General features: G+C 53.1%; 16 protein-coding genes. 12 read left to right on the top strand and 4 right to left on the bottom strand.

Features of this window, described 5'->3' with window-relative positions:
• Positions 1 to 19 precede the first annotated feature (19 nt).
• The 10 genes from purF to JJL52_RS01660 all read left to right on the top strand — a co-directional run bounded on the left by purF (position 20) and on the right by JJL52_RS01660 (position 13,467).
• Positions 20 to 1,525 (top strand): amidophosphoribosyltransferase, encoded by a 1,506-nt coding sequence (gene purF / locus JJL52_RS01705; RefSeq protein ID WP_202050647.1) that lies wholly within the window; start codon positions 20 to 22, stop codon positions 1,523 to 1,525.
• 94 nt (positions 1,526 to 1,619) lie between these two features.
• Positions 1,620 to 2,801: an O-succinylhomoserine sulfhydrylase gene (locus JJL52_RS01700; protein ID WP_202050646.1), complete on the top strand. Its 1,182-nt coding sequence runs from the start codon at positions 1,620 to 1,622 to the stop codon at positions 2,799 to 2,801.
• Between the two features lie 534 nt (positions 2,802 to 3,335).
• The gene (locus tag JJL52_RS01695; protein ID WP_202050645.1) at positions 3,336 to 3,722 is read left to right on the top strand and encodes a VOC family protein; all 387 of its coding nucleotides are present in this window, start codon (positions 3,336 to 3,338) and stop codon (positions 3,720 to 3,722) included.
• A 31-nt stretch (positions 3,723 to 3,753) separates the two neighbouring features.
• Positions 3,754 to 3,927: a PDDEXK family nuclease gene (locus JJL52_RS01690; protein WP_202050644.1), complete on the top strand. Its 174-nt coding sequence runs from the start codon at positions 3,754 to 3,756 to the stop codon at positions 3,925 to 3,927.
• A gap of 10 nt (positions 3,928 to 3,937) precedes the next feature.
• Complete coding sequence (locus JJL52_RS01685; protein WP_336885027.1) at positions 3,938 to 4,321, top strand: Uma2 family endonuclease; 384 nt, start codon at positions 3,938 to 3,940, stop codon at positions 4,319 to 4,321.
• An 896-nt stretch (positions 4,322 to 5,217) separates the two neighbouring features.
• Positions 5,218 to 5,637: a pilin gene (locus tag JJL52_RS01680; RefSeq protein WP_202050642.1), complete on the top strand. Its 420-nt coding sequence runs from the start codon at positions 5,218 to 5,220 to the stop codon at positions 5,635 to 5,637.
• Between the two features lie 77 nt (positions 5,638 to 5,714).
• The gene (locus tag JJL52_RS01675) at positions 5,715 to 9,455 is read left to right on the top strand and encodes a fused MFS/spermidine synthase (RefSeq protein WP_202050641.1); all 3,741 of its coding nucleotides are present in this window, start codon (positions 5,715 to 5,717) and stop codon (positions 9,453 to 9,455) included.
• 584 nt (positions 9,456 to 10,039) lie between these two features.
• Positions 10,040 to 11,539: a cyclic-di-GMP receptor FimW-related protein gene (locus tag JJL52_RS01670; RefSeq protein ID WP_202050640.1), complete on the top strand. Its 1,500-nt coding sequence runs from the start codon at positions 10,040 to 10,042 to the stop codon at positions 11,537 to 11,539.
• Between the two features lie 228 nt (positions 11,540 to 11,767).
• Entirely contained in the window at positions 11,768 to 12,244 is a 477-nt protein-coding gene (locus JJL52_RS01665) for a type 2 periplasmic-binding domain-containing protein (protein WP_236993971.1), read from the top strand.
• Between the two features lie 14 nt (positions 12,245 to 12,258).
• On the top strand, positions 12,259 to 13,467 hold the full coding sequence (locus JJL52_RS01660; RefSeq protein ID WP_202050639.1) for a porin: 1,209 nt from the start codon (positions 12,259 to 12,261) through the stop codon (positions 13,465 to 13,467).
• A 59-nt stretch (positions 13,468 to 13,526) separates the two neighbouring features.
• Here the strand turns inward: JJL52_RS01660 and JJL52_RS01655 are convergent, their stop codons facing one another.
• On the bottom strand, positions 13,527 to 16,379 hold the full coding sequence (locus JJL52_RS01655) for an EAL domain-containing protein (RefSeq protein ID WP_202050638.1): 2,853 nt from the start codon (positions 16,377 to 16,379) through the stop codon (positions 13,527 to 13,529).
• Between the two features lie 38 nt (positions 16,380 to 16,417).
• Complete coding sequence (locus JJL52_RS01650) at positions 16,418 to 17,152, bottom strand: PEP-CTERM/exosortase system-associated acyltransferase (protein WP_202050637.1); 735 nt, start codon at positions 17,150 to 17,152, stop codon at positions 16,418 to 16,420.
• A 682-nt stretch (positions 17,153 to 17,834) separates the two neighbouring features.
• Between JJL52_RS01650 and JJL52_RS01645 the strand changes: the two genes are divergently transcribed.
• Positions 17,835 to 19,976 carry a V-type H(+)-translocating pyrophosphatase gene (locus JJL52_RS01645; protein ID WP_202050636.1) on the top strand — a complete coding sequence of 714 codons (2,142 nt, stop codon included), beginning with the start codon at positions 17,835 to 17,837 and terminating at the stop codon, positions 19,974 to 19,976.
• Between the two features lie 186 nt (positions 19,977 to 20,162).
• Here the strand turns inward: JJL52_RS01645 and JJL52_RS01640 are convergent, their stop codons facing one another.
• The gene (locus JJL52_RS01640; protein ID WP_202050635.1) at positions 20,163 to 21,599 is read right to left on the bottom strand and encodes a phosphomannomutase; all 1,437 of its coding nucleotides are present in this window, start codon (positions 21,597 to 21,599) and stop codon (positions 20,163 to 20,165) included.
• 969 nt (positions 21,600 to 22,568) lie between these two features.
• On the opposite strand from JJL52_RS01640, the gene JJL52_RS01635 reads away from it, so the two are divergent.
• Positions 22,569 to 23,180 (top strand): hypothetical protein, encoded by a 612-nt coding sequence (locus JJL52_RS01635; protein ID WP_202050634.1) that lies wholly within the window; start codon positions 22,569 to 22,571, stop codon positions 23,178 to 23,180.
• Positions 23,181 to 23,416: 236 nt separating this feature from the next.
• On the opposite strand, the gene JJL52_RS01630 is transcribed toward JJL52_RS01635, so the two are convergent.
• On the bottom strand, positions 23,417 to 24,736 hold the full coding sequence (locus JJL52_RS01630; protein WP_202050633.1) for a nucleotide sugar dehydrogenase: 1,320 nt from the start codon (positions 24,734 to 24,736) through the stop codon (positions 23,417 to 23,419).
• Between the last annotated feature and the right edge of the window lie 24 nt (positions 24,737 to 24,760).

Here is a 24,760-nt window from a genome sequence, read left to right as displayed (position 1 = left end):
AAGGCTTGGACTTATCGATATGTGTGGTATTGCTGGAATTGTTTCCCATCAAAACGTCAACCAGGAGTTGTTCGACGCCCTCACGGTGCTGCAGCATCGGGGACAGGATGCCGCCGGTATCGTAACCTGCGAGAACGGGCGCCTGCATTTGCGTAAGGAGAACGGCCTGGCCCGGGACGTATTCACCAACGCGCACATGCTGAAACTGAAAGGCACCATGGGTATCGCGCATGTCCGTTATCCGACGGCCGGCTGCACCAGCTCGGCCGAGGCCCAGCCTTTTTATGTGAACTCGCCGTTCGGCCTGACGCTCGCGCACAACGGCAATCTCACCAACACCGATGAATTGAAAAAAGCGCTGTTCGTCGAAGATCAGCGCCATATCAATACCGATTCCGACTCCGAAGTGCTGCTGAACGTGTTCGCGCACGAACTGCAGAATCTCGGCAAACTCAGCCTGACCGTCGACGACGTGTTCGAAGCGGTGCGCGGGGTACATCGCCGCTGCCGCGGGGCGTATGCGGTCGTGGTGATGATCACCGGCTTCGGCATCCTGGGCTTTCGCGACCCGCACGGCATCCGCCCGGTCGTGTACGGCGAGCGCAAGACCGACAAAGGCTCCGAATTCATGATCGCCTCCGAAAGCGTCGCGCTCGATGTGCTCGGTTTTAATCTGATCCGCGACATCGAGCCCGGCGAGGCCGTCTTCATCGAACAATCCGGCGAACTGCATACACGGCAATGCGCGGATACGGTCGACCATTGCCCGTGCATTTTCGAATATGTCTATTTCGCGCGCCCCGACTCGATCATCGACGACATTTCGGTTTACAAGGCCCGCCTCCGGATGGGCGAAAAACTCGCGCAAAAAATCTTGCGCGAATGGCCCGATCACGACATCGATGTGGTGATTCCGATCCCGGACACCAGCCGCACCGCGGCACTCGAAATGGCCAACCGGCTTGGGGTCAAATTCCGCGAAGGCTTCATCAAGAACCGCTATATCGGCCGTACTTTCATCATGCCCGGCCAGAAAATGCGCGAGAAATCGGTCCGGCAGAAATTGAATGCGATCGGCCTCGAATTCGAAGGCAAAAACGTGCTGCTGGTTGACGATTCGGTCGTGCGCGGCACGACTTCCGAGCAGATCATCCAGATGGCGCGCGATGCCGGCGCCAAAAAAGTTTATTTCGCCTCCGCCGCGCCGCCGGTCCGCTACCCGAACGTTTACGGGATCGACATGCCCGCCGCGCACGAACTGATCGCGCATAATCTGTCCGAAGAAGAAGTCGGCAAGGCCATCGGCGCGGACCGGATCATCTACCAGGATCTGCAAGACTTGATCGATGCGGTGCGCAAAGGCAATCCGGCCATCGAGCATTTCGATACTTCCTGCTTCAGCAAGAAGTACGTCACCGGCGATATCGACGACGCCTATCTCGAACATATCGAAGGCCTGCGCAACGATCATGCGCAAGGCCAGCGCAATGCCCAGAACTTCATCATCGAAATGCAGAATTGCTGATAACCTGTAGGTTGGGTTGCTGCTTTTCGCAACCCAACCGTTTGCATAAATATTGGGCTGTGTTCGCCAGTCCAGCCTACCCTCCCGACAAACAATGAAAGACATCGACTGGACCGATTACTCTCTCGAAACGCAAGCCGTCCGCGCCGGCCACCGCCGTACGCCTGAAGGCGAGCACAGCATCCCGATTTTTCCGACCTCCAGTTACGTTTTCAACAGCGCGGAGGAAGCCTCGTTGCGCTTTACCGGCCAACAGCCCGGCAACGTGTATTCGCGCTTCACGAATCCGACCGTCACCGCGTTCCAGGAACGGCTGGCCTTGATGGAAAAAGGCGAACGCTGTCTCGCATTTGCATCGGGCATGGCCGCGATCATGGCGGTCGGGATGGGGATTCTGAAAGCCGGCGATCATGTGGTCTGTTCGCGCGGCGTATTCGGCAATACCGTGCTGTTATTCCAGAACTATTTCGGCAAATTCGGCGTCGAAACCGATTTCGTTGACTTGGCCGACCCCGCCGCCTGGGAAGCCGCGATCCGGTCGAACACGCGCTTCCTGTTCCTCGAAACGCCATCGAATCCCTTGACCGAAATCGCCGATATTGCCGAATTGGCCGGCATCGCGCACCGGCACGGTTGCCTGCTGGTCGTCGACAACTGTTTTTGCACCCCGGCCCTGCAAAAACCGCTGACCCTCGGCGCGGACATCGTCGTGCATTCGGCGACCAAATACCTCGACGGCCACGGCCGCTGCGTCGGCGGCGCGGTCGTTGCAAACAACGAGATCATCGAAAAACAGATTTATCCGTACCTGCGGACCGGCGGCGCCACGATGAGCCCGTTCAACGCCTGGACCTTCCTGTCCGGCCTCGAATCGCTCGCGGTCAGGATGAAAGCCCACTGCGACAACGCGCTGGCGCTCGCCCAATGGCTGGAACAACAGCCCGGCGTCGCCAAGGTCCACCACCCGGGTTTGCCTTCGCATCCGCAGCATGAACTTGCCAAAGCCCAGCAAAGCCATTTCGGCGCAATCGTCAGCTTCGAACTGGCCGGCGGCAAGGACCATGCGTGGAAATTGATCGATGCGACCGAAATGATCTCGATCACCGCCAATCTCGGCGACGTGAAAACCACGATCACGCATCCCGCGACCACGACGCACGGCCGCCTGACGCCGGAAGCCCGTGCGGCGGCCGGCATCAGGGACGGTCTGGTCAGGGTTTCGGTCGGCCTTGAAAATATCGTGGACATCAAGCGGGATATCAGCCGGGGTTTGTAGAGCAGTCTGTCGTTTGATTTCGGGTAAGCGTTCACCTCCCCTTTTGAAAAAGAAGGCTCAGGAGATTTAAGTTTAAAAAATCTCCCCTAACCCCTCGGCAATATAGCTCCTGCATTGCCCTCGATCGCTTGTTCCCGACGCGATCTACCTCGCCCTTCCGTGGGCTCGTACCTCCTGCATGAACGCCAGGGATGGCGTGAATGCAGAGATTGCACGACTGCATGGATGCAGGAGGTAGGCAATCCAGGAGCTATATTGCCGAGGAGCAAATCTCTGCCCATGCAGTCGTCGGTAACTGCTTCCTGCGTTACTCTACCTCCTGCATCCATGCAGTCGTCTTTTTCAAAGAGGGGGACCCATAGCGGAACGGGATTTGCAATCCCGTCCTCACCGGTTTGCAGCAGCCGGCATCCTCAAGTTCTCGCAAACCCTGGAACCACACAGCTCACCTGCCGTCACAAAAATAGTTCGGTTTTAAAATCCGCGTCGGAAAAGTATAATTCCGGCATCGCCTTTGCTTCCCTTTATCTTAATATGTCAATCCAATTCTTGACCTTGCATCATGCCAGCCTGATCGTTTCGGATACCGAAAAGTCTTTACCGTTCTACAAGGACGTACTGGGGCTCAAGCAGATCGAACGGCCGCCGTTGCCGTTTCCGGGCGCCTGGCTGCAAGTCGGCGCCTCTTCATCCCAGCAGATACACCTGCTCGAACTCGACAATCCGGACCCGACCACCGGCCGTCCCGAACACGGCGGCCGCGACCGCCATGTCGCGCTAACGGTCGCCTCGCTGGATCCGGTGCTCGAATCGCTGGGAAAAAATCAGGTTTCCTATTCGCTCAGCAAATCGGGGCGCAGAGCGCTGTTCTGCCGCGACCGGGACGGCAATGCAATCGAGATCATCGAACAGCCGCAATAACCTGGCCTGCCTATCATTCGGGAAAAGTGCCATGACATCCCTTGCAGAAAAATTGCCGATCAGTACCAAAGATTATTTTCAAGGCGAAGCTTCGGCTAATTGCAAACACGAGTATTTGAACGGCGAAGTCTGGACGATGGCCGGCGCAACTGATGCGCATGTCACGATCACCATGAATTTAGGGGTTTACTTAAACAGTCGCTGAAAGGCACTCCCTGCCGCGCCTATATCTCGGACATAAAAGTCAATGTCGAAAAAGCCCGGGCGTTTTTCTATCCGGACGTGCTCGTCACCTGCAACACCAAGGACCGGCCTCCCCCCTTTTCAAACAACACCCCGTGTTCATTGCCGAAGTGCTCTCCCCTTCCACCGAAGCCTTCGATCGCGGCCAGAAATTCAGCGTCTACCGCCAACTCGAAAGTCTACAAACTTACTGGCTGATCGACAGCCAGAAAATGTCGGTTGACTGTTTTAACCGCAAGGACAATAACGAACGGCTATTACACGGTTATGAAAACGCGGATGAAATGATCCGCATCCCTTCGCTGGATGTCACATGGCCGTTACAGATGTTGTACGAGGAAGCCCTATCTACCTGAGCGGAACGGAATTTGCCACCCCGTCCCCAGCGTTTTTACAATGTCGATACCTTGCAGGCAGATAAAAATCCTGCGGACGGAACCCCAAGTTATGTCCGGCGAGAAGAGCTGTAGTCCTGTAGGGCGTTTTTGCAATAGCAAAACGCCAACAGGCTTCCAGGCCGACGGATTGCCTAACGGCGAATCCACCCTACAGTTGGAGTAGGTCGGGCAACAGCTCCACCGTTGCCCGACGTTGGGTTAGGCATCATGCGCGGTGATGGCGATGATTCATCGTTCACGGTGCGATTGAGCGTTGAAATCAGACACAAAAAGCGTGCTCGACCGGCATGATCGAGGCCGAATAAAAAACCACCCGGACCGGTAAACAGCGCGGGTGTTTTTTTCAGGCCAAACACTGCGGGTATTATAAAAGTCGGGCAACGGTGGAGCTGTTGCCCGACCTACCCGGCTACCCGGCTACCCGGCTAATCCCAATAAGATCATTAATTTTCGATATGTTATGGTTTTTACGCAGCAAATTAAAGTAAATTTTTAAGGTTATTTCATTTATTTTCAATGACTTATATTTTAGGTTAGCGCCTATGGGTTTGTAACCCCGTCTCACTCAGATTTACATATTCCCCAACTTTATATATCCCCCAACTGACAATTTTTGTCAGTTCCAGACGCTCCGAGTCAACAGCTCTTCTTTTATGATTGAGTTTTATTTATTTCCGTCAGCCGAAAACGCAACCGACACGCCTTCTCATTAATAAAAAACAAAAATTAATTCAACTACTTGTATATCCTTAAGGTTTATGGACAGATAAAAAACGCAATTTAAACAAGCCTGGCACACAAACTGCTTGTACCAATTGTCTTTGAACCCACCCCAAACCTAGAGGAATAAAAACATGAGACACTTACCTAAAAATGTGCAACAAGGTTTTACTTTGATCGAATTAATGATCGTGGTCGCGATCATCGGAATTTTGGCGGCCGTTGCGCTGCCGGCTTACAAAGACTATACCGTGCGCGCCAAGGTTTCCGAACTGATTATGGCCGCTTCTTCGGGAAAAGACTCCGTGGCCGAGTACGCCAATGTCAACGGCACGATGTCCGGAGCCGTGGTCTCCACCCAGTCCTCCACCTATGTCGCCAGCGTCGCCTTTGACGGCACCGACACAATCACCGCCACAGCCACCGCGGCAGAAGCAGCCATTGACGGTAAGACGATTACCTTACAAGGCACATACAATTCAACGACCGGCCAGGTAAGCTGGGTTTGCAGCGGCACCATCGACGCCAAATACCGTCCTTCCAGTTGCCAATAAGCTTCAAAGGGATTCGACAGCAAAGGGGCCTCGCTTGAGGCCCTTTTCTTTTGATGAGTCAACTCGAACCGACAGACATGAACGATAAAATCCTCCATGACTCCAGGCAGGCGGCAGCCATTTTCACCATCAGTTTCTTGCTGTTGCTGGCCAGTGCCGCGCTCGGCATGAACTCGTGGCCCGCCCAGGAACTCGCGTCCTCCTTGTTTAAAATGTCGGGGAAAGACTTGTTCCTGGCTTTTCACGGCTATGCCCTGCCCCTGGTCGTGCTGTTCTGGGGGTCGCGCCCGCCGCCGCGCGAGCAATGGTTGACGCTGATCCTTTGGCCGTTGCTGTCTGCCGCGCTTTGGTCCCTGTTATCGCCTTCATTGCCCATCGCCTGGATGGACGCGTCCAAATTTCCCGCTCCCATGCTGCTGGTCGTGGCGATGTCGATCCCCGCCACCTTTTTTCTATCGGCCCGCGCCTTTCGAAAACTCGAAGCGTTTACCGATCCCGTCTTCGAACTTCGCCTACGCTGGTTGCTCGTACTGTCTCTCCTGTTCATGATGGTGCCGCATTCGGCTTTGAGCCTGAATGCCACCCTGCACCCCTATACCCTTGACATGTATGCCCTGCACTGGGACGTCGCCGCCGGACTGCATGGGAGTCCATGGCTCATCGGATCCGTCCATAGCGTGCCCGGCTTGGCCAAAATATTGGACATGGCCTACGGAATGACGCCATTGAGCTTTCTCTCGGTGGCCATCCTGCACTTACGCGGCCGTCCGCCTCATGTCGCCTCGGCGCTCCTGATGTGGGTGGTGCTGACGTTGTGCGCCATGATCGCTTACAATTTCTTTCCGGTTACCGGGCCTAGATATCTTTTCGGCTCGGATCATTTCGCGGCCAGATTGAGCAATCCGCAGAATTTGTCCCTCGAACCGACGCGGGTTGGCCTGTATCCTCGCAACGGCATGCCTTCTATGCATTTCGGCTGGATGCTTGCGGCCACGATCCTGTGTTGGCGCAGCGGCAGCCGTTGGCGCTCGAGGATCATTCTGATCGTCCTCACCTTCCTGACAGCCGTTGCCACCATTTACAACGGCGAACATTATGTGGTCGATCTCATCGTAGCCGTACCCTTTGTACTCGCCTGCATGGCGCTCTGTAGCACTTCAGTTCCCTGGCGCCGCTCCCAACGAGGCTGGATCGTCGTGTTAGGCTTTGCGGCCTGGCTGTCCTGGATAGGATTGCTTCGTTTTGCGATTCACGACATCGTCGCGCATCCGTGGATATGCTGGGTCATGGTCGGCGCCACCGCCCTGGTCGTTTGGCGCCAGGGAGTCGGTCTGGCCCGATTTGAAACGATCGTAGCCGTACCGGACCTGTGCCCTGCCGCGTCCGACAATTTTGCCCTTGCCCCGCTCGACCGGAGGATAGGCGTCCTGTTCTTTATCTCCGGCTTTGCCGCTCTGGTTTATCAAGTGCTGTTCGCCAAGCAGCTGGCGCTGGTTTTCGGCAGCACGGCGACGGCAACCTTTACCGTTCTGGCCACCTTTCTCGGCGGCATGGCCATCGGTTCGCTGATCGGAGGCAGACTTTCCGTTCGCCTGGAACGCCCGGTTTTAGCCTATGCCGCCGCGGAATTGCTGATCGCCGTCTATTGCGTGCTGACGCCGATGCTCTTTGCCGGCATACAGCAATCCTACATTGCTCTCGCCTGGGGGCATACGCCCGACAGTGCCGCGCTTCTGGCGTTGCGTGTCATGCTGGGCGCGGCGGTATTGCTGGTTCCCACGGTCTTGATGGGCCTTACCTTGCCATTGTTGGCTCAAGTTCTGGGAACGGCCGGCGAGCGCATGGGCCCCAAAGTCGCCTGGCTGTATTTTGCCAACACCGCGGGAGCCTCGTTAGGCGCCCTTCTGACGGCCTACCTTATCATTCCTGCGCTTGGAGCCCGCAGTACGACACTGATCGCCGCCATGCTCAATCTTGGGGTGGCGTTGACCGCCTTGAAACTCGGCAAGCAGTTGCCGATACGGCTCGACGATGCTCCGCAAGAAAACCCTAATTCAAAAATCAGCGCCGTTTCCCTGGATTTACCCCGCTACTCCGGCTTAGCCGCCATGTTGGCCTTGGGTATCGGCGGCATATTGTCCCTGGGTCTGGAGGTTGTTTACGTGCATATGTTGTCTATCGTCACTGGCAACAGCGTGTATGCCTTCGGACTGATGCTTGCGACTTTTCTTCTGGGGTTATCCCTCGGTGGCGAAGGTATCCGCCGTTTCATGCTGAGGCAGCAGATCGATCACGCTCTGCTGCTGGTGGCCATGTTGCTTGGGCTTGCGCTATCCGTATCTCTATCGGCCTTCGTATGGAATTGCATCCCGGAGTACTTTGCCAGCTTTGCTCTTTACCCGGCGGCCCGTTCTTTCGGTGCGCGCGAGGCCATTCGAGGCATGATCTGCGCCCTGATCATGATACCTCCAACACTTTTCATCGGCGCCGCCTATGTGGTGAGCATGGACATCTCTACGGCGGCCGCGAAAGACAAGCCGGCGCTGAGGCTGGGAACGAGCGCCGCACTCAATACGCTGGGCAATATCGTCGGCGTATTGCTGTTCGGTTTCGTCCTATTGCCAAAACTGGGCGGCTTGAAAGCCGGCCATGCCATCGCTGCCGCGGCCGTACTGCTAAGTCTTGCGGTGCTCCTCTTGTCCGGCCGGCATGTATTGAAGCAAGGACTTGCCTATATCGGCGCCGCCGCACTCATGACCGCGCTGTCGGCTATGACACGCCTGGATTACAATCTGTTAAGCTCGGGCGCGAATGTGTATTTTTCCCCCCAACAATGGGGCGACGCCATCGATCATGCCGAAAGCATCGATGGAGGATTGACCACGGTAGTCTCCTCGGGATCGGCCGACAATACTGTCAAAACGCTGCTCACCAACGGAAAATTTCAAGGGAACGACGCGATGCAAGGCGAGATGAGAGCGCAGATCGGTTTTGCAATGGCTCCTCTCCTGCACCAAGAACGGAGAGAACGCGCGCTCGTCATCGGCTATGGTACGGGAGTGACCAGCCGCCTCTTCCACGAAGCGGGATTCAAGCGCGTCGAAATTGCCGAGTTGAGCGAAGACGTAGTTCATTTAGCGAACAAACACTTTGCCAAGGTCAATAAAAACGTATCCTCGTCTTCGGAAGTGCGGACGCACATTACCGATGGCCGAAACCTTTTGTTGCTTTCCCGAAATCGCTACGATGTCATCAGCATCGAAATCACTTCCATCTGGTTCGCCGGCGCCGCCTCCCTGTATAACGAAGAATTTTACCGTTTGGTTCGGACGCATCTCGCGCCCGGCGGCGTCTTGCAGCAATGGGTGCAGCTCCACCATTTATCCGCCATCGACATCCTCAGCATCATCGCGACTCTGCGTACCGAGTTCCGATATATCTCATTGTATGTCATAGGCGGACAGGGCATTCTGGTCGCCACCAACGCCGTCGAACACAAAAATCCCCATCCCCAAGCTATTGGGCTATTAAAGCGAAGCGAAAGCTTTTCCGAAGCCCGCACGGTGTTCGTCAAACCGGTCGAGACATTGGCGGAAAATCTTGTGCTCGATTCCGAAGGCATCGACCGTTTTCTTGCAAGTTTCGGCGCCGAATCGGGGATCTGGTCCTCTACGGACGACAACATGTTGCTCGAATACAGCACTCCGAAAGGCAACGTCAACGATGCCAAAAAATCCTTCGAAACTAATATGGCCTTACTGGAGAAGTTTCGGAATCTGCCCGAGTTAGCCCAAACGGGTCCTGGTTTGAGCCGCTAAGGCGATAGGCCTAGCCAGAAGCAACTGTCAGACGAAATCCCCTTGACTGGGACGTGGCTTGCAACCGTTCCAAATGTTTGGATGGCTCTCCATTCCCACGATGAATCTGGCCGCCGGGTGATGCCGATTATCCGCTGCGCTAAGGAGAAGCATGGGCGCTAACTCAAATTTTTGACACTTCAAATAAAATCCATTTACTTTCAATGCGTTGTTGCTCTTACCCCCTACGCGCGCCCATGTAAAAACGCCCCCGCCCCGGTCATGGCATGAATGGATGTTTCGAGATGAGGAGCGTTTATCCTTGATTCCGCTCATACTACACTGAGGCTACGTGCTCTTTTGGCCGGACGGGATAAATACCCCGTCCAGCTCAGAAGCAGAATCATTGCAAGTCTGCTGGCAGAATAAATATCCCGCTCCCGTCCGGCGGACAGTCATAAAAAATATATTTTTGATAGCGTTTACCGATTGCAAATTCAGTGCTGTGCTATGATTTCCTCATCCATTACCTCAATTTCGTTCCGTTAATCGGCAGTACCGCTACCGAGTTTTACACCGAGTCACTCGCCATTGCAGATCACCTTATGCAGAAACCCAACCCATTGCCATTTGAAACCACCACGGCCTCCATCAGCAGCTGGCTGCTTTCCCTCGATCGGCTTGTTCCCGCCGAGAAAATCAATTTGCTCAACGGAGTATTGAATGAATTGGCGACATCCTCTATCGAAAAAAGCGCCTTGTTTTTGACGCTGGACAAGTTGACCGAAACCGTTTTGCTGTTATCCCAATTATTGGAGCACAATGCCCGGAAGTCGGCCGACTCGCCGGATAAAACCCGGAAGTGGGTGGCCGCCGCGATCAAATTGCCGAAAAAATTGAGCTTCGTATATGCGCAATTGGCACATGAAACCACCCTACCCGGCTCCCAACAAGCGGTTTGCGCGTATAGAGCGATGCAAATCTTGTCCTTGCTGAATAAACGCAGTACTTTGTTTTATGTAGCTCATGATTTGACGATCTGGAAAAAATTCGCGGATCTGTATCTGCTGGCGGAAACAAATCAATGGCTGATGCTGAAATTCGATGATCGAATTCCGGGAATGCCCCATTATCCAACCATCGACGCGCTCGTAAAGCATACGCTGCTCTTTCATTCGTGCCATCCTTACCGGTACAACGGTACGGCGATAACAGCCATTTTTGACGCTACCGCGAAATTAGCCGAATACGTTCGGCTGGGGCCCGACTCATCGGATTTTGCCCTCTGCCATTGGCGGCCCGACGCACAGCTTCCTCCCGAATGCGAGGATCCGGAAAATCCCGTTCAACGGGTAGTGTCGCTGCATACCGATGAATTGACGGATTTTCTTGAAAACCATCCGGATAAGGCGGCAACATTCGAGGCTTACCCCGGCCTTCTGCAGCGCTTGACCGCTTATCATGAAATCCGCCGCTCGATCGACCCGCTGCATTCCAAAACCTGCGGCTTGATCGTCGGAAGTGCCCAAGCCGAGAAATTTTTAAACCTCCTGATCAGCCGTTACCGAGTCATGAAACTCAGCGGCATTCACGAAAGCCATCAGACCGCAACCCATCTGGAGCTGGTACCCATGGAATTCAGAAGTAATCTGGCATCGCTGTCGTCGAAGATTCTCTCTGATGTCAAAAATGTCTCGGCAAGTCAATCGACGCTGTTCCCTACTAAAGACAGCGCGTTTTGGGTCACCAAAACCTGTAATCTCAAGTGTTCACAGGACGAACCGGCGATTCTTGTTCAGGAAGGGAAGCCTCCCTGTTTCGCCTTGATACGTCATATCCGCCCAGACGACAACATCAAGTTTAAAAATCTTTTGCTGGAGAAAATCGTCGGAGACGTTTATTCGGTCGAATTAGGAAAAACTCATGGTTTCATTATCATTCGCCCGAACAGCGCGCACGCCGAGCTTTTTTTGCCTCCGACCAGCCGCCACGAAAATACCGCAGTGTTGGCGATCGGTCGGGGAATTATCGATGCTTCGCTCCGGATAGAGAAATTTATCGAATCGAACATGCACTTCGCCCGCTATGAAGTCAGCTTCTGCTGAACCTGATCTGCGACTGTCCAATCGGCGCAGCAATAGAGTCATGCTCCTCACGGCGAATTAATTGGTATATTGACGCCAAAAGAAAGACTATAATATACCTACCCTTCCGGTTAGACTTTCTCACCCAATTGGAATTTTTTCCTCGCCCCCGCTTTTAAATTGAAAAATCCTCCGTATTTCTACTAGACTTGTAGCATTTTATTCTTGTAAGGCATTAAGGAAATCGAATTGAAAAGGCAGGTTCCCCTATCGAAAATTACAAGAAGTCGGGTTGCCCTTGCTATTTTGTTGTGCCTTTGGCTAGAGAGGGGATATCCGGAATCCATTCCGAATAAAGTCAATCCTGACAGCGTTTATATCATTATCAACTCGGCCAATCCTCAACGGCAAATCAGTCAGACCGGTTTGAATGCTATATTTAATATGCGTTTGAGGCACTGGAACGATGGCTCTCCGATTACGGTTTACGTACTGCAGGACGAAGATCCGCTACATAAAACCTTTTGCAAACAGAAATTGCGCGTATTTCCCCATCAGATACGCCGGGGCTGGAACAGGCTGGTTTTCAGCGGCACGGGACAAGCCCCGTTAGTAGTCGAAACGAAAGAGGAGATGTTGAAACAAGTCATGGAAACGCCTGGGGCAGTAGGCTACTTAAGCGGTAAGGATTTGACCTCAGCCGTCCAAATATTGGAAATTCAATAGGAAGATAAGCCTTTATGCACCATTCGCCAATACACTTCAAGCATGACTTATTCTTCACGTGCTCCTGCATCGCCGCGTTAGCATTCAGTGCAACCACCTCCGCGCAAAACTTGAACATCAACAAATGGTTGCCCGATTCGGTCCAGGTGCACGGCTTTCTGTCGCAGGGCTTTATTAATACGAGCGACAACAATTTTTTCGGCCATTCCGAAGGCTCGCTTTCGACCGATTTTCGCGAACTGGGAGTTAACGGTTCGTGGAGCGCATTGCCCGATTTGCAATTAGCGCTGCAAGTGGTCTGGCGGGACGCGGGGCAAACGGATGAAGACGGTTTTCGTATCGACTACGGTCTGGCCAATTACAATCTTCTGTCCACCGAATCTTCATTGCTGGCGATACGCGCTGGCCGAGTACCGACGCCGCTCGGTTTTTACAATGAAACCCGCGATGTCGCGGCGACCCGTCCGAGCATTTTCTTACCGCAATCGATTTATTTCGATCGCAACAGAAATCTGGCCCTATCCGCCGATGGAGGCTATCTATATGGCGAGCACCGCACCGAATTCGGAGATTTTTCATTCAACTTCGGACTGATAACCCCCCGCACCGACGACCCTGAATTCATGAATACGATTTTGAGAGGGGAAGCTGGCACTTTGGAAGGCAACACCTCATGGGTCGCTCGGCTGAGTTACGAAGCGCCTGACAAGGGAGTCCGCCTGGCAGTGACTTATGCAGAATTCCTCAGCGACTTCCATTCTTCACGGAGTCTATCGAATGAAGGCTCTTTTCATTTCAGCCCATTGATCTTGTCGGCACAGTACAACGCCGAAAAATGGTCTTTGACCGCAGAATATGCATTGCGACGAACCCGTCTGGATTATTTCCACAGTTCGGACATCGGCTTTACCGGCCAGAGTTATTATATCCAAGGCACGTACCGTTTCACCGACAAGCTGGAAGGGCTCGTCCGCTATGATGAATTGATATGGGATCTTGACGATCAATACGGCTATCGGTATCCCGCTCGGTTGGGTCCCTCCTTTTCCCGCTACGCTCGCGACTGGACGTTCGGCCTGCGTTATGAAATTCTACCTTCCTTGCTGGCGAGCGCCGAATATCATCACATCAACGGTACCGGCTGGCTGCCACACTTGGAAAATCCACAGCAAGAGGCTCAGCGCTGGGATATGTTCGCTTTCATGCTTTCGTATAACTTTTGATCGCCGAGCGTCGAGCGCTTAGGCTTTATGACCTGTGCTGGTTTTAGAAACCTTACATGTTAACCGGAGACCTGTGCGTTTTCCGTATGAAACTCCGGATACGGCATCGCTTTTCCGATGCCGTATCCTTGCGCGTAATCGATGCCCATGCCCGCCAACATATTCAGAATATCCTGATTCTCAACAAACTCAGCAATCGTCTTTATGCCCATACCTTGACCCACGCTGTTGATCGCTTTCACGAATAATTGATCTTCACGACTGTACAAAATATTCTTGATGAATGAGCCGTCGATCTTCAAATAATTGACCGGTAACTGTTTCAAATAGCTCATCGACGAGAAGCCGACGCCGAAATCGTCCAACGCAAAACTGCCGCCGATCCCCTCGATTTGCAAAATCAAATCATGGGCCGCCTGCAGCCTCGTTACCGCCTGCGTTTCGGTAACTTCAAAGATAAAGTGCTTGGCATCCAAGCGATAACGCTGTAAATATCGGCTGATTACCGAAAAGGCGGCTGGATTGGACAGCATCTCAGCGGACAGATTAATTGAAAGCTTGATATCGCGGCCTTGTTCCAATAACTCGGCCTGTTTGCCGAACGCCAACTCGATCACGCGCTGGTCGATTTGATAAATCAGCCCGGTTTGTTCGGCAACCGTGATAAACTGGGCAGGGCGCACGACCTCTCCCCCTTCCCCGACCATTCTGAGCAGACACTCGTAGTGCGTAATCGTGCGGTCGGCAATGCGCATGATCGGCTGGTAATAGAGTACGAAGCGGTTTTCTTCGAGCGCTTTTTCGATTTTGGCCTTCCAGGTGACCCGGCTCTTGATCTCGTTCCGGTTGATATCGGCATGATTGGCCAGCCGCCAACTGCCTCGGCTTTCCTCCTTCGCCCGATACATCGCAATATCCACCGAGGCGAGCAGGTCATGCGCGCTGCGGTCCCCTTCCGGAAACATCAAGAGGCCTGCGCTGACCGAAACGCGATGCTGCTCGCTGCCGACATCGATCACGACCATCGCCATTTCGCTGCACAATTTCTGCGCCAGTTCCTCGGCCTGTTGTTGATCGATGTTGATCGCCAGAATGATGAATTCGTCGCCGCCGAAGCGCGCGACGATATCCGATTTGCGCGTAATGTGGAGCAGTTTCTCGGCCACCTTGATCAAGAGTTCATCGCCGACCTGATGACCGCTGCTGTCGTTGATGTATTTGAATTGATCGATATCGAAGAACACGATCGCGGACGTATGATTTTGGCGAATCGCCAGATTAATTGCGTGTTCGAGCTCTTTTTCGAACTTGCGGCGGTTGTAAAGACCGGTCAAAGGATCGTGTTCGGCCAGCCAGGTCAGGCGGTTCTCCGACTTTTTGCGCTCGGTCAGATCGAGGCCGACCACCAGGGTTTCATGCGCGGATTCCGCATTCAGTTCTTCGATGAACAGCGGCGACAAATACCACGAAAGATAGAGTTCGGAACCGTCCGCTGCAAAAATCGGGCACTCGAACTGCAAATTTCTGCTTTGCGTCCGTTCGAAAACGCCGGTCAGCGCGTGCATCAAATCGGAAGTCTCAGCGGTAAAAAACAGTTTGGAAAATTGTTTGCCGACCAGATCGGTTGTCGTATAGCCGGTTAATTGCTCGGTAAATTTATTGACCGTACGAATGATGCCATTATTATCGATAGTTAGAATAATCACCTGCGCAGTGTTGAGCATGTTGTCGATAAAATTTTTCTCGATCAAAAGCTCCTTCGCCTGATTGAACAATTCCTGAGTGCGCTGATTGACCTGATCATCAAGTGCCTGCAATGTACCGATGAGCTCGTGCGCCGCGCTTTCCAGTACATCGATTTCGTCCTTCAGGAAAGCATGTTTGGGTGGCAGGATTTGTTGCCCGACATCGTGGTACTGTTTTCTCGCGATCAAAGGGAACACCTTGACTAGGCTTTTGAGGCGGCGTGTCGGTCCGATCAACAAAAACAGCAAGACACCGCCGGATAATAACAGGCTCGACAGCCCGCTCAACGCATACAGGGCAGTCGCCTTTTTGACGCTGTCCAGCGAATCGCTGATATCCTCGATGATCAACAATCGGGTTTTATGGCTGGTTTCAAACGGCAGAGAAATCAGATCGTAGGTTTTTCCGCCGATTTCGAAAACGGCCGATCCTTGCGGCAATTCCTCGGGATAGCGCTTGCTGATTTCCATCAGCAATGCCGAGTTTTTTTTAACCTCTGTCATCGCAATGACATTCATCGACCAAGGCTCCAGTCGTAGAATGCCGAGCCGCTCGCCTGGTGAATGCTCGGTTAGAATACCGGCATCCAGGCCGACCACATTCTTCAATTTCAATACCGTATCGGCTAAATCGACGCCGAAAATGAAAATGCCGAGAAAATCGCCGTCATGCAAAAACGGGGTCGTGCGAAAATGAATGCAGTGATCCTTGCACAAAATATAATCGTATGCGGTTTCGTTTTTAGCCGCCAGATTGACCCACTCGTCGAACTGCTTTTGATAACTCCCCCCCCAGTTGCCGAGCATTTTGGCGTCCTTAGTGAACAGAAAAACCGAAGTGATCTGCGATTCCAGTTCGATTTGAGGCCAATTCCGATCGATCGTCTGCTTGATGGCCTTCAACACCTTATCCGGCGACATCGTAGAATCCAAAAGTCCCGGGATCAGCCAGCCGATATCGATCCGGTCGTTCTTGACCTGCTCCAGAATGGCCCGAAATGCCTGGGAATAGGCATGATGCAAACGCGCCCTTTCCTGCTCGTAATTTTTATTCAGAGTGAACTGCCCGAACAGCACGACAGCCCCGGAAGAGAGGAAGGTAACGAAGCTAACGGACAGAATGGCTTTCCAGACCAAGCTCAGAAAGCGTTGTGTTTTTCTTTCCATAAAGGGGATAGGAAATAGAGGGAGCGTTCGGGCGATAACTAGTTGATCAGTTCAGATTGTATCGCATCGTAAAGCGCCTGATAATCGGGACTTAGATTTTTGTAGATAAGTTCTGGGAAAATCAGATACGGGGCACGCGGGCCGAAATAATCCGTCGTCTCCCCGATCCGGTTTAAACCGACACCGAACCGCATCAGCAGCCTTGCGAGGCGCGGCTCCATCAAGCCGACCCCATAATCGAGTTTTTCTTCCAACATTAAAATCGCCGTTGCAAATATCAGGCAAACCGGCAGGTAATTGATCGGAAATCGTTTATCACTCTGATCCTCGGAAGAAGATTCCCCGCTTCCGAGATCGTAGTTCTTATCGCTTTTCCGGCGCCGGAATGATGAAAGAATCAGCATTCTGGAGACTTCGCCCGTCTTTCCGCTTCTGATGTCTTGGACCGGCGCCTGGCTAAAATCGAACGGGTTCGGATAACTTTCTTCAATGGGCAGCGTTTTCGTAGGGCTGGCATCTAGCGGAACCAATCTGACATTCCCGATGGGTTGACCGCTCGGCTTATGATAAAGCAGGGTATGAATCGACCAAGCATCCCATAAATCGGTTTCTAACCGTTCCTTGCTTAGCCCATCGGTTGCGATCATATTTTGCTCTTCAAAATAAACGCGATAGCGTATGTTAAAAGCGATTTTCTTCATTTCAGGGCTCAAGGCCTTGACCATGCAGAAATATTTTTTGTAATGCGTTACAAGACTTAACTTACAATCCATTGAATCACCTCGGCTGAATATTGCAGCACAACTTTATAATTGCAGGACATTGCTGATCATGGTCGAACCGTAGCCTTGCCTTCACCGGCACTGGGCCGGAACCACGGCAATTTTATGCGACCTAAGTGCCTGCACAGGTTCAGGCAGACCAGCAAATCGGACGCAACCGGTATATTCTTCGTCCTAACATAAACTATCGAAAAAAGCAGACGTAGCAAGGCGATAGGCTAACGACCGCACAACTGCACCCATGGCACATGGGTATATGCCGTCGATCATCCGCCCGGCTGTTTTCATTCCGGCGCATCCAAAGGCTATAGTATCTGGAAGAAGGCATTGATAATCATAATGTACTCTGTCTGAAATTTAAAAGAAAATAACAATCGTTAATTTTTGATTGTGGTTATTTTAACTTTTCAGTAACCTACCTTCGCTTAGGTAACTGCCAAATATCCGGTCTGCGATCGTCACGGGATAAGGAACGCGGCCGAAGTCAGACAGGAGCAAGGCAATGCTTTGCTCCATTCTAACGGGCGTAAGGATGAGAGCGTTTCTGGAGATCTTTTATCCTGCCGATCAGGAAGGGGGCCCCTGCAAACGCCTCTTTCGTCTGTTCCGGCAGAAGCATCGGCCGTTTACTAAGCCATAATCAATAACAATAACTAAAAAAGTAGGAGGAACGGTGTTAAGCGCATCGCTGGCGATATTTATCGCATTATTGACGGGTCTTTTGGGCGTAGTTTACGTCTTGTGGCAATTTAAAATCATTCTCGGCTATGACCGCGGCAGTACCGCGATGCAAGCTATAGCCGAAGCTATTCAGGAGGGGGCTTCGGCTTTTCTTAACCGGGAATACCGGGTTCTGGCCGTCTTTGTCGTGATCGTGGCCTCGGTCATTTCATCCTTTTTACAATGGCAAACGGCGCTGTGCTTCGTCGTCGGCGCCATCGCCTCCGCCAGCGCGGGTTATCTGGGCATGTACGTCGCAGTGCGGGCCAATGTCAGAACCGCCGCAGCCGCCAGCCGAGGCCTGCACGAAGGCCTCAGGGTCGCGTTCGGCAGCGGCGCGATCATGGGCATGTCAGTGGTCAGCTTCAGCCTGATCGGGATGACATCGCTTTACTTGATCTTCAACGGCGATCCGAACCAGATGACCTACGTGACCGGTTTCGGCTTCGGCGCCAGCAGCATCGCCCTGTTCGCACGGGTCGGGGGCGGCATCTACACCAAGGCGGCCGACGTCGGCGCGGACCTGGTCGGCAAGGTCGAGAAAGGCATTCCCGAGGACGATCCGCGCAATCCGGCCGTGATAGCCGATAACGTCGGCGACAACGTGGGCGATGTGGCCGGCATGGGCGCCGACTTGTTCGAAAGCTACAGCGGCTCGATCATCGCGGCCGCAACCCTCGGCGCGACGCTCGGCGGAGACAAAGCCGCCGCCTTTATCGGCCTGCCGTTTCTGGTTGCGGCGGTCGGCATTATCGCCAGCCTATTCGGAATCTACATGGTGACCGGCGAGGAAAAAAACGCGAACGAAGCCACTACCAAGATCTATCCCGGCTATTCCTTATGGATTCGCTACAGCCATCATTTGCGCCGTTTCGTCGCAAAAATCGACGAAAACGCTTCGCTCGAAGATCTGCTGGCAGCGTTGCGCCGTTCGGTCTGGGGCGCATCGGCGGCCATTCTGGCGCTCAGCTTGATGACCGTTCTGATTTCCGGCGCCAGCATCAATTACTGGCTGGTGATCCTGGTCGGCCTGGTCGCCGGCAACGGCATCGCCTATGCGACCGAATATTTCACTTCCTACACCGATAAGCCGACCCTCATGATCGCGCACGCGACGCAAACCGGCCCCGCGACAACGATCATTCAGGGCATGGCGGTCGGGATGTTGAGCACCTTGCTGCCGGTACTGATTACCGCGTTCGCGATCCTGATGAGCATCTGGCTCGGCTTCAAGGCCGACGGCACGATCGCCGCCGGCCTGTACGCGGTAGCCTTGTCCGGGGTCGGCATGCTCAGCACGCTCGGGGTGACGCTTGCGACCGACGCTTACGGTCCGGTCGCCGACAATGCGGGAGGGATTGCGGAAATGGCGCACCTGCCGGCCGAAGTCCGCCATCGCACCGATGCGCTCGACAGCCTCGGCAACACGACCGCGGCCACCGGCAAGGGCTTCGCGATCGGCTCGGCGGTGCTGACGGCGCTGGCGCTTTTAGCAGCCTACGTCTCCGCAGCGAAAATCGAGAGCCTGAACATTCTCGGCCCCACCATGCTGCCCGGCATTCTGATCGGCGCGATGATGCCTTATCTGTTTTCCGCCCTGACGATGATGGCGGTCGGCAAGGCCGCACATGCGATCGTCATGGAGGTTCGCCGCCAGTTTCACGAAATTCCGGGCCTGATGGAAGGCAAGGCGCAGCCCGACTACAAGTCCTGCGTGGGCATCAGCACGGAAGGCGCGCTGAGAGAGATGATCCTGCCCGGCTTCCTGGCGGTTGTCGTGCCGCTCGTCGTTGGCCATGTGCTCGGCAAGGAAGCCCTCGCCGGCCTCCTGATCGGCACGATGAGTTCAGCCTTTCTGCTCGCGGTGATGATGGCGAATGCGGGCGGCGCCTGGGACAATGCGAAGAAATGGATCGAAACCGGGCAATACGGCGGCAAAGGCTCCGATGCGCATAAGGCCGCGGTCGTCGGCGACACCGTCGGCGACCCGTTCAAGGACACCAGCGGTCCGTCGCTGAATATCCTGATCAAGCTGATGACGATCGTCAGCCTGGTATTCGCGACTTCATTCGGGTCGGGATGGTTGAGTTTTTGATTCTTGCACACTTCAAGGGAATTATCCTGAGTCGTCTGGTAAAACTCCTCGGTCCCTTATTAACGAAAGACCTGCCAGGTTTTAAAACCTGGCAGGTCTATACTCTATCATAGGAACTGTAGCGCGGATAAAACGCAGTACAATCCGGAACGAACCTCCCCCGGATTCTGTTCGGCTGCATCCAGGCTACTGACTGCTTTTATAATCCGCAAGGCGCGATAAACAAGCGCGCACGATTTCTTCGGCGCGCATTTGCGTGTCCGCCTCGGCATAGCAGCGCAGTTCCGGCGCATTGCCCGAAGCGCGAAGATGCACGATCTCGCCGTTTTCGAAGGACAGCCTCAGACCGTCGGTTTGATCGGAAGCCGTTACGTTACCGCATAAATCGCCGAGTAAATCGCTTACGGCTGCCTGGGACGCCGCCAACTCGTACAAAAGGCTCCGGCTTTTCTCGGGTGCGAAAGACGCCAGGCGATCGCTGGCGGTATAACGCGCCGGCAGGCTTTCCGGCAATTCGGACAGTTTGACGCCGCGTTCCTTGGCCATTGCCAGCAAGACCAGCATCGGTAACACGGCGTCGCGGGTCGGTAACGGTTTTAACCGCCGGCCCTGCTTCCGTATTTCGGTCGCCACCAGAAACCCGCCGTTCGCCTCAAAGCCGACCACTGAATTGTAACCCTGCCCTGCCAGCTTCTCCATGCCCTCTATTACATACGGCGAACCGATCCGGGTACGCAAGACGGCGAAATCCCCGCACTTTTCGACCGCGGAGTTACTGCTGACCGGCGTCGCGACAGCTTGGGCGTTTAAATATTGCGCACATAAAATGCCGACGATGTCGCCGCGCAACCAGCGGCCGTTTTGGTCCCCGAGCAGAGGCCGGTCGGCGTCGCCGTCGGTGGATAAAACCGCATCAAACCCGTAGCGAGCGGCCCATTGTTTCGCCATCGCCGTATCCCGTTCGCTGACCGCTTCGGTATCGATAGGCATAAAGCGGTCGGTCCGTTCGATGGAAATCACTTCGGCACCCAAGGCCTGCAGCAGTTCCCGCAACAGATCGCGCGCCACGCTCGAATGTTCGTACAATCCCAACCGCAGTCCGGCCAGTTGCTGCGGAGGAAAAAACTGCCGATAGCGGTCGATAAATCCTTGATAAGCCGAAGGGTCGATTTCCGGAAGCACGGCATCGGGCAAAACATCGGGCAGCCTCACTTCCGCCGCGCCGATCGCCACTTCATCCTGCTTGGAAATTTCTCCGTCGGGACGATAAAACTTGATGCCGTTGCGATCGAAAGGAATATGGCTGCCCGTAATCATCAACGCCGGAATCTGCTGCTCCAGCGCATAAAAAGCCAGAGCCGGCGTCGGCAGGATCCCGCAAAAATCGACCTGAAAACCCGCATAGTGGATCGCCGCCGCGCAAGCGCCCGCAATGGCCGGGCTGCTGGGCCGCAAATCCATGCCCAATGCCATGCGTGAACCGGGCGACGGCGCAATGCTGTGCAAGAAAGCCAGCGTATAAGCAAAACATACCTCGGCGTTCAAATCCGTCACCAGCCCCCGCGCTCCGCTAGTGCCGAAGCTGATTGGACTAAGGGCTATGATTTCGCGGCTGTTTTTCATGGTTTCCTTATATATTGTAGAAATATTTGCAATTAATCCTTCGTAAGAAGCCAAAGGCCATACATACTGCTTGGATAGAAATTTCTTGCAGATGGGCTTAACTCATACCCTTATACACAAGTCCGTCATTCCGGCATGGATTGCCGGAATCCAGGCTGCATGGATAGCTCGAAGCTTGCCATCCCTGGCACTGGATACCCGCCTCCCGGCGGGTATGACGGTATTTATGTATAACGGTATGGGCTTAACTACAGTCTCATACCTTTCGAGCAGCGCAGAGGCATAATCAGGTTTGGCTATTTGCGGAAACTAGTTTAACCGATTTGAGGCTTTTGCTGTAAACCGAGCAGAACCAAAGCTAACAATTTTCGCCAGCAATCAGAAAATCATTCGCTCTAAAAATCAACACAATAACATTGCAGGCTTGTAAGTAAAAAGTAAGAACGGCAAAATAAGCCACTGAGACTAAATATTACTGCTTGCCAATCGGCATCAAAATACTACCTATACCTTACACTAGCATTAATAGATATCTGCCGTAAATAAAATTGTCATTAAGGTACTAAAAAGCCTGCCTAGTGATTAACTCATCACAAAATAACAAAAAAGATTTATAAATTTACAATTTCCCTCACTCAATAAATATTCATTTAAGGAATAACCATTAAATTGAGCCGCGCGGGTAAAAATTCTGGGTGTTAGGTTTTTATTCATATTTTTTACCCTACTTTGCGCAGACGCCTGTTCAAAATAGGTATTCGTTTCTCTCAGAAGCACTTATTTTCCAGCTTTGAAACAAGTTATTACGCATACAGTGATCTACATTTCGACTCATTCGTCAAACGATGTTCTCTCATTAACCGAAATTTTTTCACAAACCTTTACGACTAGGTAATCACATTTAAAAAATCGCAATTTGGGCTAGAAAATTAATCCTTAATACTACTTTACAATTTTTTGGAAAAACCCATGAAAACAATTACTTTATTTTTGCTTTCAATGATATTGGTCATTGCAATGCCTTTGGCGAATGCAGCATCATCCGCCAAGGAGCTTAAACAACAAGCGACCGCAACAGCCAAGGGAAATAATAAAGCCCTAGTCTCCGCTGCAAAAGCGAATGCTGCGGCCAATCGAACCGAGGCCAAAGCAAACAAAAAAGTCGCTAAGTTAGAAAAGTTAGAAGCAAAGGGCAAAGCGACTGCCCAACAGGTTACTGAAGCTAAGGCGGCAGCTGAACAAGCAGCAGCACAAAAAACTGCCGCTGAGGCGCGCTTAGCCCAGGTAGCCGAGCACAAAGAACTGAGCGATCAGCAATTACAGAAGGTAAAAGAAGAGGCATCTGCCGCTGTCCGTGCGGAAAAAGTAGCAAAGAAAACTGCTAATGCACAACAAAAAGCAGAAAATAAACTTGCTAAGTTACAAAACTCCGGAAGTCCCGATCCAGTAAAACTGGCTGCAGCCCAGGAAGCGGTAGCTAAAGCGGCGGCCGAAAAAGCGGCAGCGGAAGAAGCGGTTAAAACCGCTCTTCAAGTGTTACAAAATTTAGTTGATGGCCTCAAGCCTGTTAGCCCTTCTTGAACCTTGGATTTAAGATAAGAACTCGGTAACTCACGCCCCATCCGACCTGACAGTGACCGGTTAAAGTAACTGTCAGGTTAGGCTTGAGCTGCTTGAACTACTACACCTACAATAAGGCAGATTTGGAGAATGAACTCGCCCTACCGCATATAGGCCATAAAGCATAAATGAAAATGCGCTGGCTGGCTAAAACCTATTCCGAACACGGCGCGTAATCCTCGCTTCCGCCAGTCCGTTTACCGCCCGATGGCGTAATACTGCAGCCCGCTTTGTTTCACCAATTTCGGCCTATACATGTTGCGCCCATCGAAAATAGCTTTGTCCTTCAACAGGCTGCTCAGTTTGTCGAAATCCGGACTGCGGAATTGTTTCCATTCGGTACAGATAATCAGCGCATCGGCATCGGTTAAGGCATCATCCGGCTTGGAACAATACTTCAGGCCGGACTTTTTGCCGTAGATGCGTTGGGCTTCTTGCAACGCTTCCGGGTCATAGGCTTGTACCGTGGCTCCAGCGTCGATCAATTCCTCCAGCAGCACGCGGCTGGGAGCCTCACGCATGTCGTCTGTATTAGGCTTGAAGGCTAGCCCCCACAAGGCGAATACTTTTCCCTTGAATCCATTTCTATAGTGGGAGGAAATTTTTTCGAACAGCCGGCGTTTTTGCCGGTTATTCACGTTTTCTACCGCCGATAGCAATTCGGCGTGATAGCCCATTTCCCTGGCCGTACGTTCTAACGCCTTGACGTCTTTCGGGAAGCAGGAACCACCGTAACCACAACCGGGATAGATGAAACTATAACCGATGCGGTTATCGGAACCGATACCGTGGCGGACGTGTTCGATGTCGGCACCGAGCCGTTCCGCGAGATTGGCCAGCTCATTCATGAAGCTGATCTTGGTGGCCAGCATCGCATTGGCCGCATACTTGGTCAGCTCGGCGGAACGGATGTCCATCGCAATGACCCGTTCCCTGCTACGATTAAAGGGCGCATACAGGGCTTTCAAAAGTTCGGTGGTACGCGGGTCATCAGTACCGATGATGATACGGTCGGGCTTCATGAAATCCTCCAGCGCCGAACCTTCCTTAAGAAACTCCGGATTCGAAACCACGTCGAATTCTAATGATTCGCCGCGTTGAGCAAGGACCTCCTGAATAGTCTGTTTGACTTTGTCGGCGGTACCGACCGGCACGGTGGATTTGTCGACAATGATTTTATAATCGTTCATATGTTCGGCAACACTTCTGGCCACCGCCAACACATAACGCAAATCGGCGGAACCGTCCTCGTCCGGCGGCGTTCCGACCGCGATAAACTGGAACAAGCCGAAGTCCACCGCTTCCTTGGCATCGTCAGTGAAATGCAGACGGCCGGCTTCCATATTGTTCTTGATCATTTCTTCCAGGCCCGGTTCGTAGATCGGTATGATACCCTGCCTGAGCTTGTCGATCTTTTGCCGATCGACATCCATGCACATCACCTGATTGCCGACGTCTGCCAAACACGCGCCGGTCACCAGCCCGACATAACCGCTGCCAAATACGGTAATTTTCACAATGATTAATCCTCTTATAGGCTG

Source organism: Candidatus Methylomicrobium oryzae (assembly GCF_016745425.1).
In the GTDB taxonomy this organism is placed as follows: domain Bacteria; phylum Pseudomonadota; class Gammaproteobacteria; order Methylococcales; family Methylomonadaceae; genus Methylomicrobium; species Methylomicrobium oryzae.
The sequence above is the reverse complement of the archived record's forward strand: the minus strand, read 5'-3'. Positions and strand labels throughout refer to the sequence as shown.

Excerpts from the sequence above, each read along its gene's own strand:
- purF (WP_202050647.1), top strand. The coding sequence starts at position 20 with ATGTGTGGTATTGCTGGAATTGTTTCCCATCAAAACGTCAACCAGGAG.
- JJL52_RS01700 (WP_202050646.1), top strand. The coding sequence starts at position 1,620 with ATGAAAGACATCGACTGGACCGATTACTCTCTCGAAACGCAAGCCGTC.
- JJL52_RS01695 (WP_202050645.1), top strand. The coding sequence starts at position 3,336 with ATGTCAATCCAATTCTTGACCTTGCATCATGCCAGCCTGATCGTTTCG.
- JJL52_RS01690 (WP_202050644.1), top strand. The coding sequence starts at position 3,754 with ATGACATCCCTTGCAGAAAAATTGCCGATCAGTACCAAAGATTATTTT.
- JJL52_RS01680 (WP_202050642.1), top strand. The coding sequence starts at position 5,218 with ATGAGACACTTACCTAAAAATGTGCAACAAGGTTTTACTTTGATCGAA.
- JJL52_RS01675 (WP_202050641.1), top strand. The coding sequence starts at position 5,715 with ATGAACGATAAAATCCTCCATGACTCCAGGCAGGCGGCAGCCATTTTC.
- JJL52_RS01670 (WP_202050640.1), top strand. The coding sequence starts at position 10,040 with ATGCAGAAACCCAACCCATTGCCATTTGAAACCACCACGGCCTCCATC.
- JJL52_RS01660 (WP_202050639.1), top strand. The coding sequence starts at position 12,259 with ATGCACCATTCGCCAATACACTTCAAGCATGACTTATTCTTCACGTGC.
- JJL52_RS01655 (WP_202050638.1), bottom strand. The coding sequence starts at position 16,379 with ATGGAAAGAAAAACACAACGCTTTCTGAGCTTGGTCTGGAAAGCCATT.
- JJL52_RS01650 (WP_202050637.1), bottom strand. The coding sequence starts at position 17,152 with ATGGATTGTAAGTTAAGTCTTGTAACGCATTACAAAAAATATTTCTGC.
- JJL52_RS01640 (WP_202050635.1), bottom strand. The coding sequence starts at position 21,599 with ATGAAAAACAGCCGCGAAATCATAGCCCTTAGTCCAATCAGCTTCGGC.
- JJL52_RS01635 (WP_202050634.1), top strand. The coding sequence starts at position 22,569 with ATGAAAACAATTACTTTATTTTTGCTTTCAATGATATTGGTCATTGCA.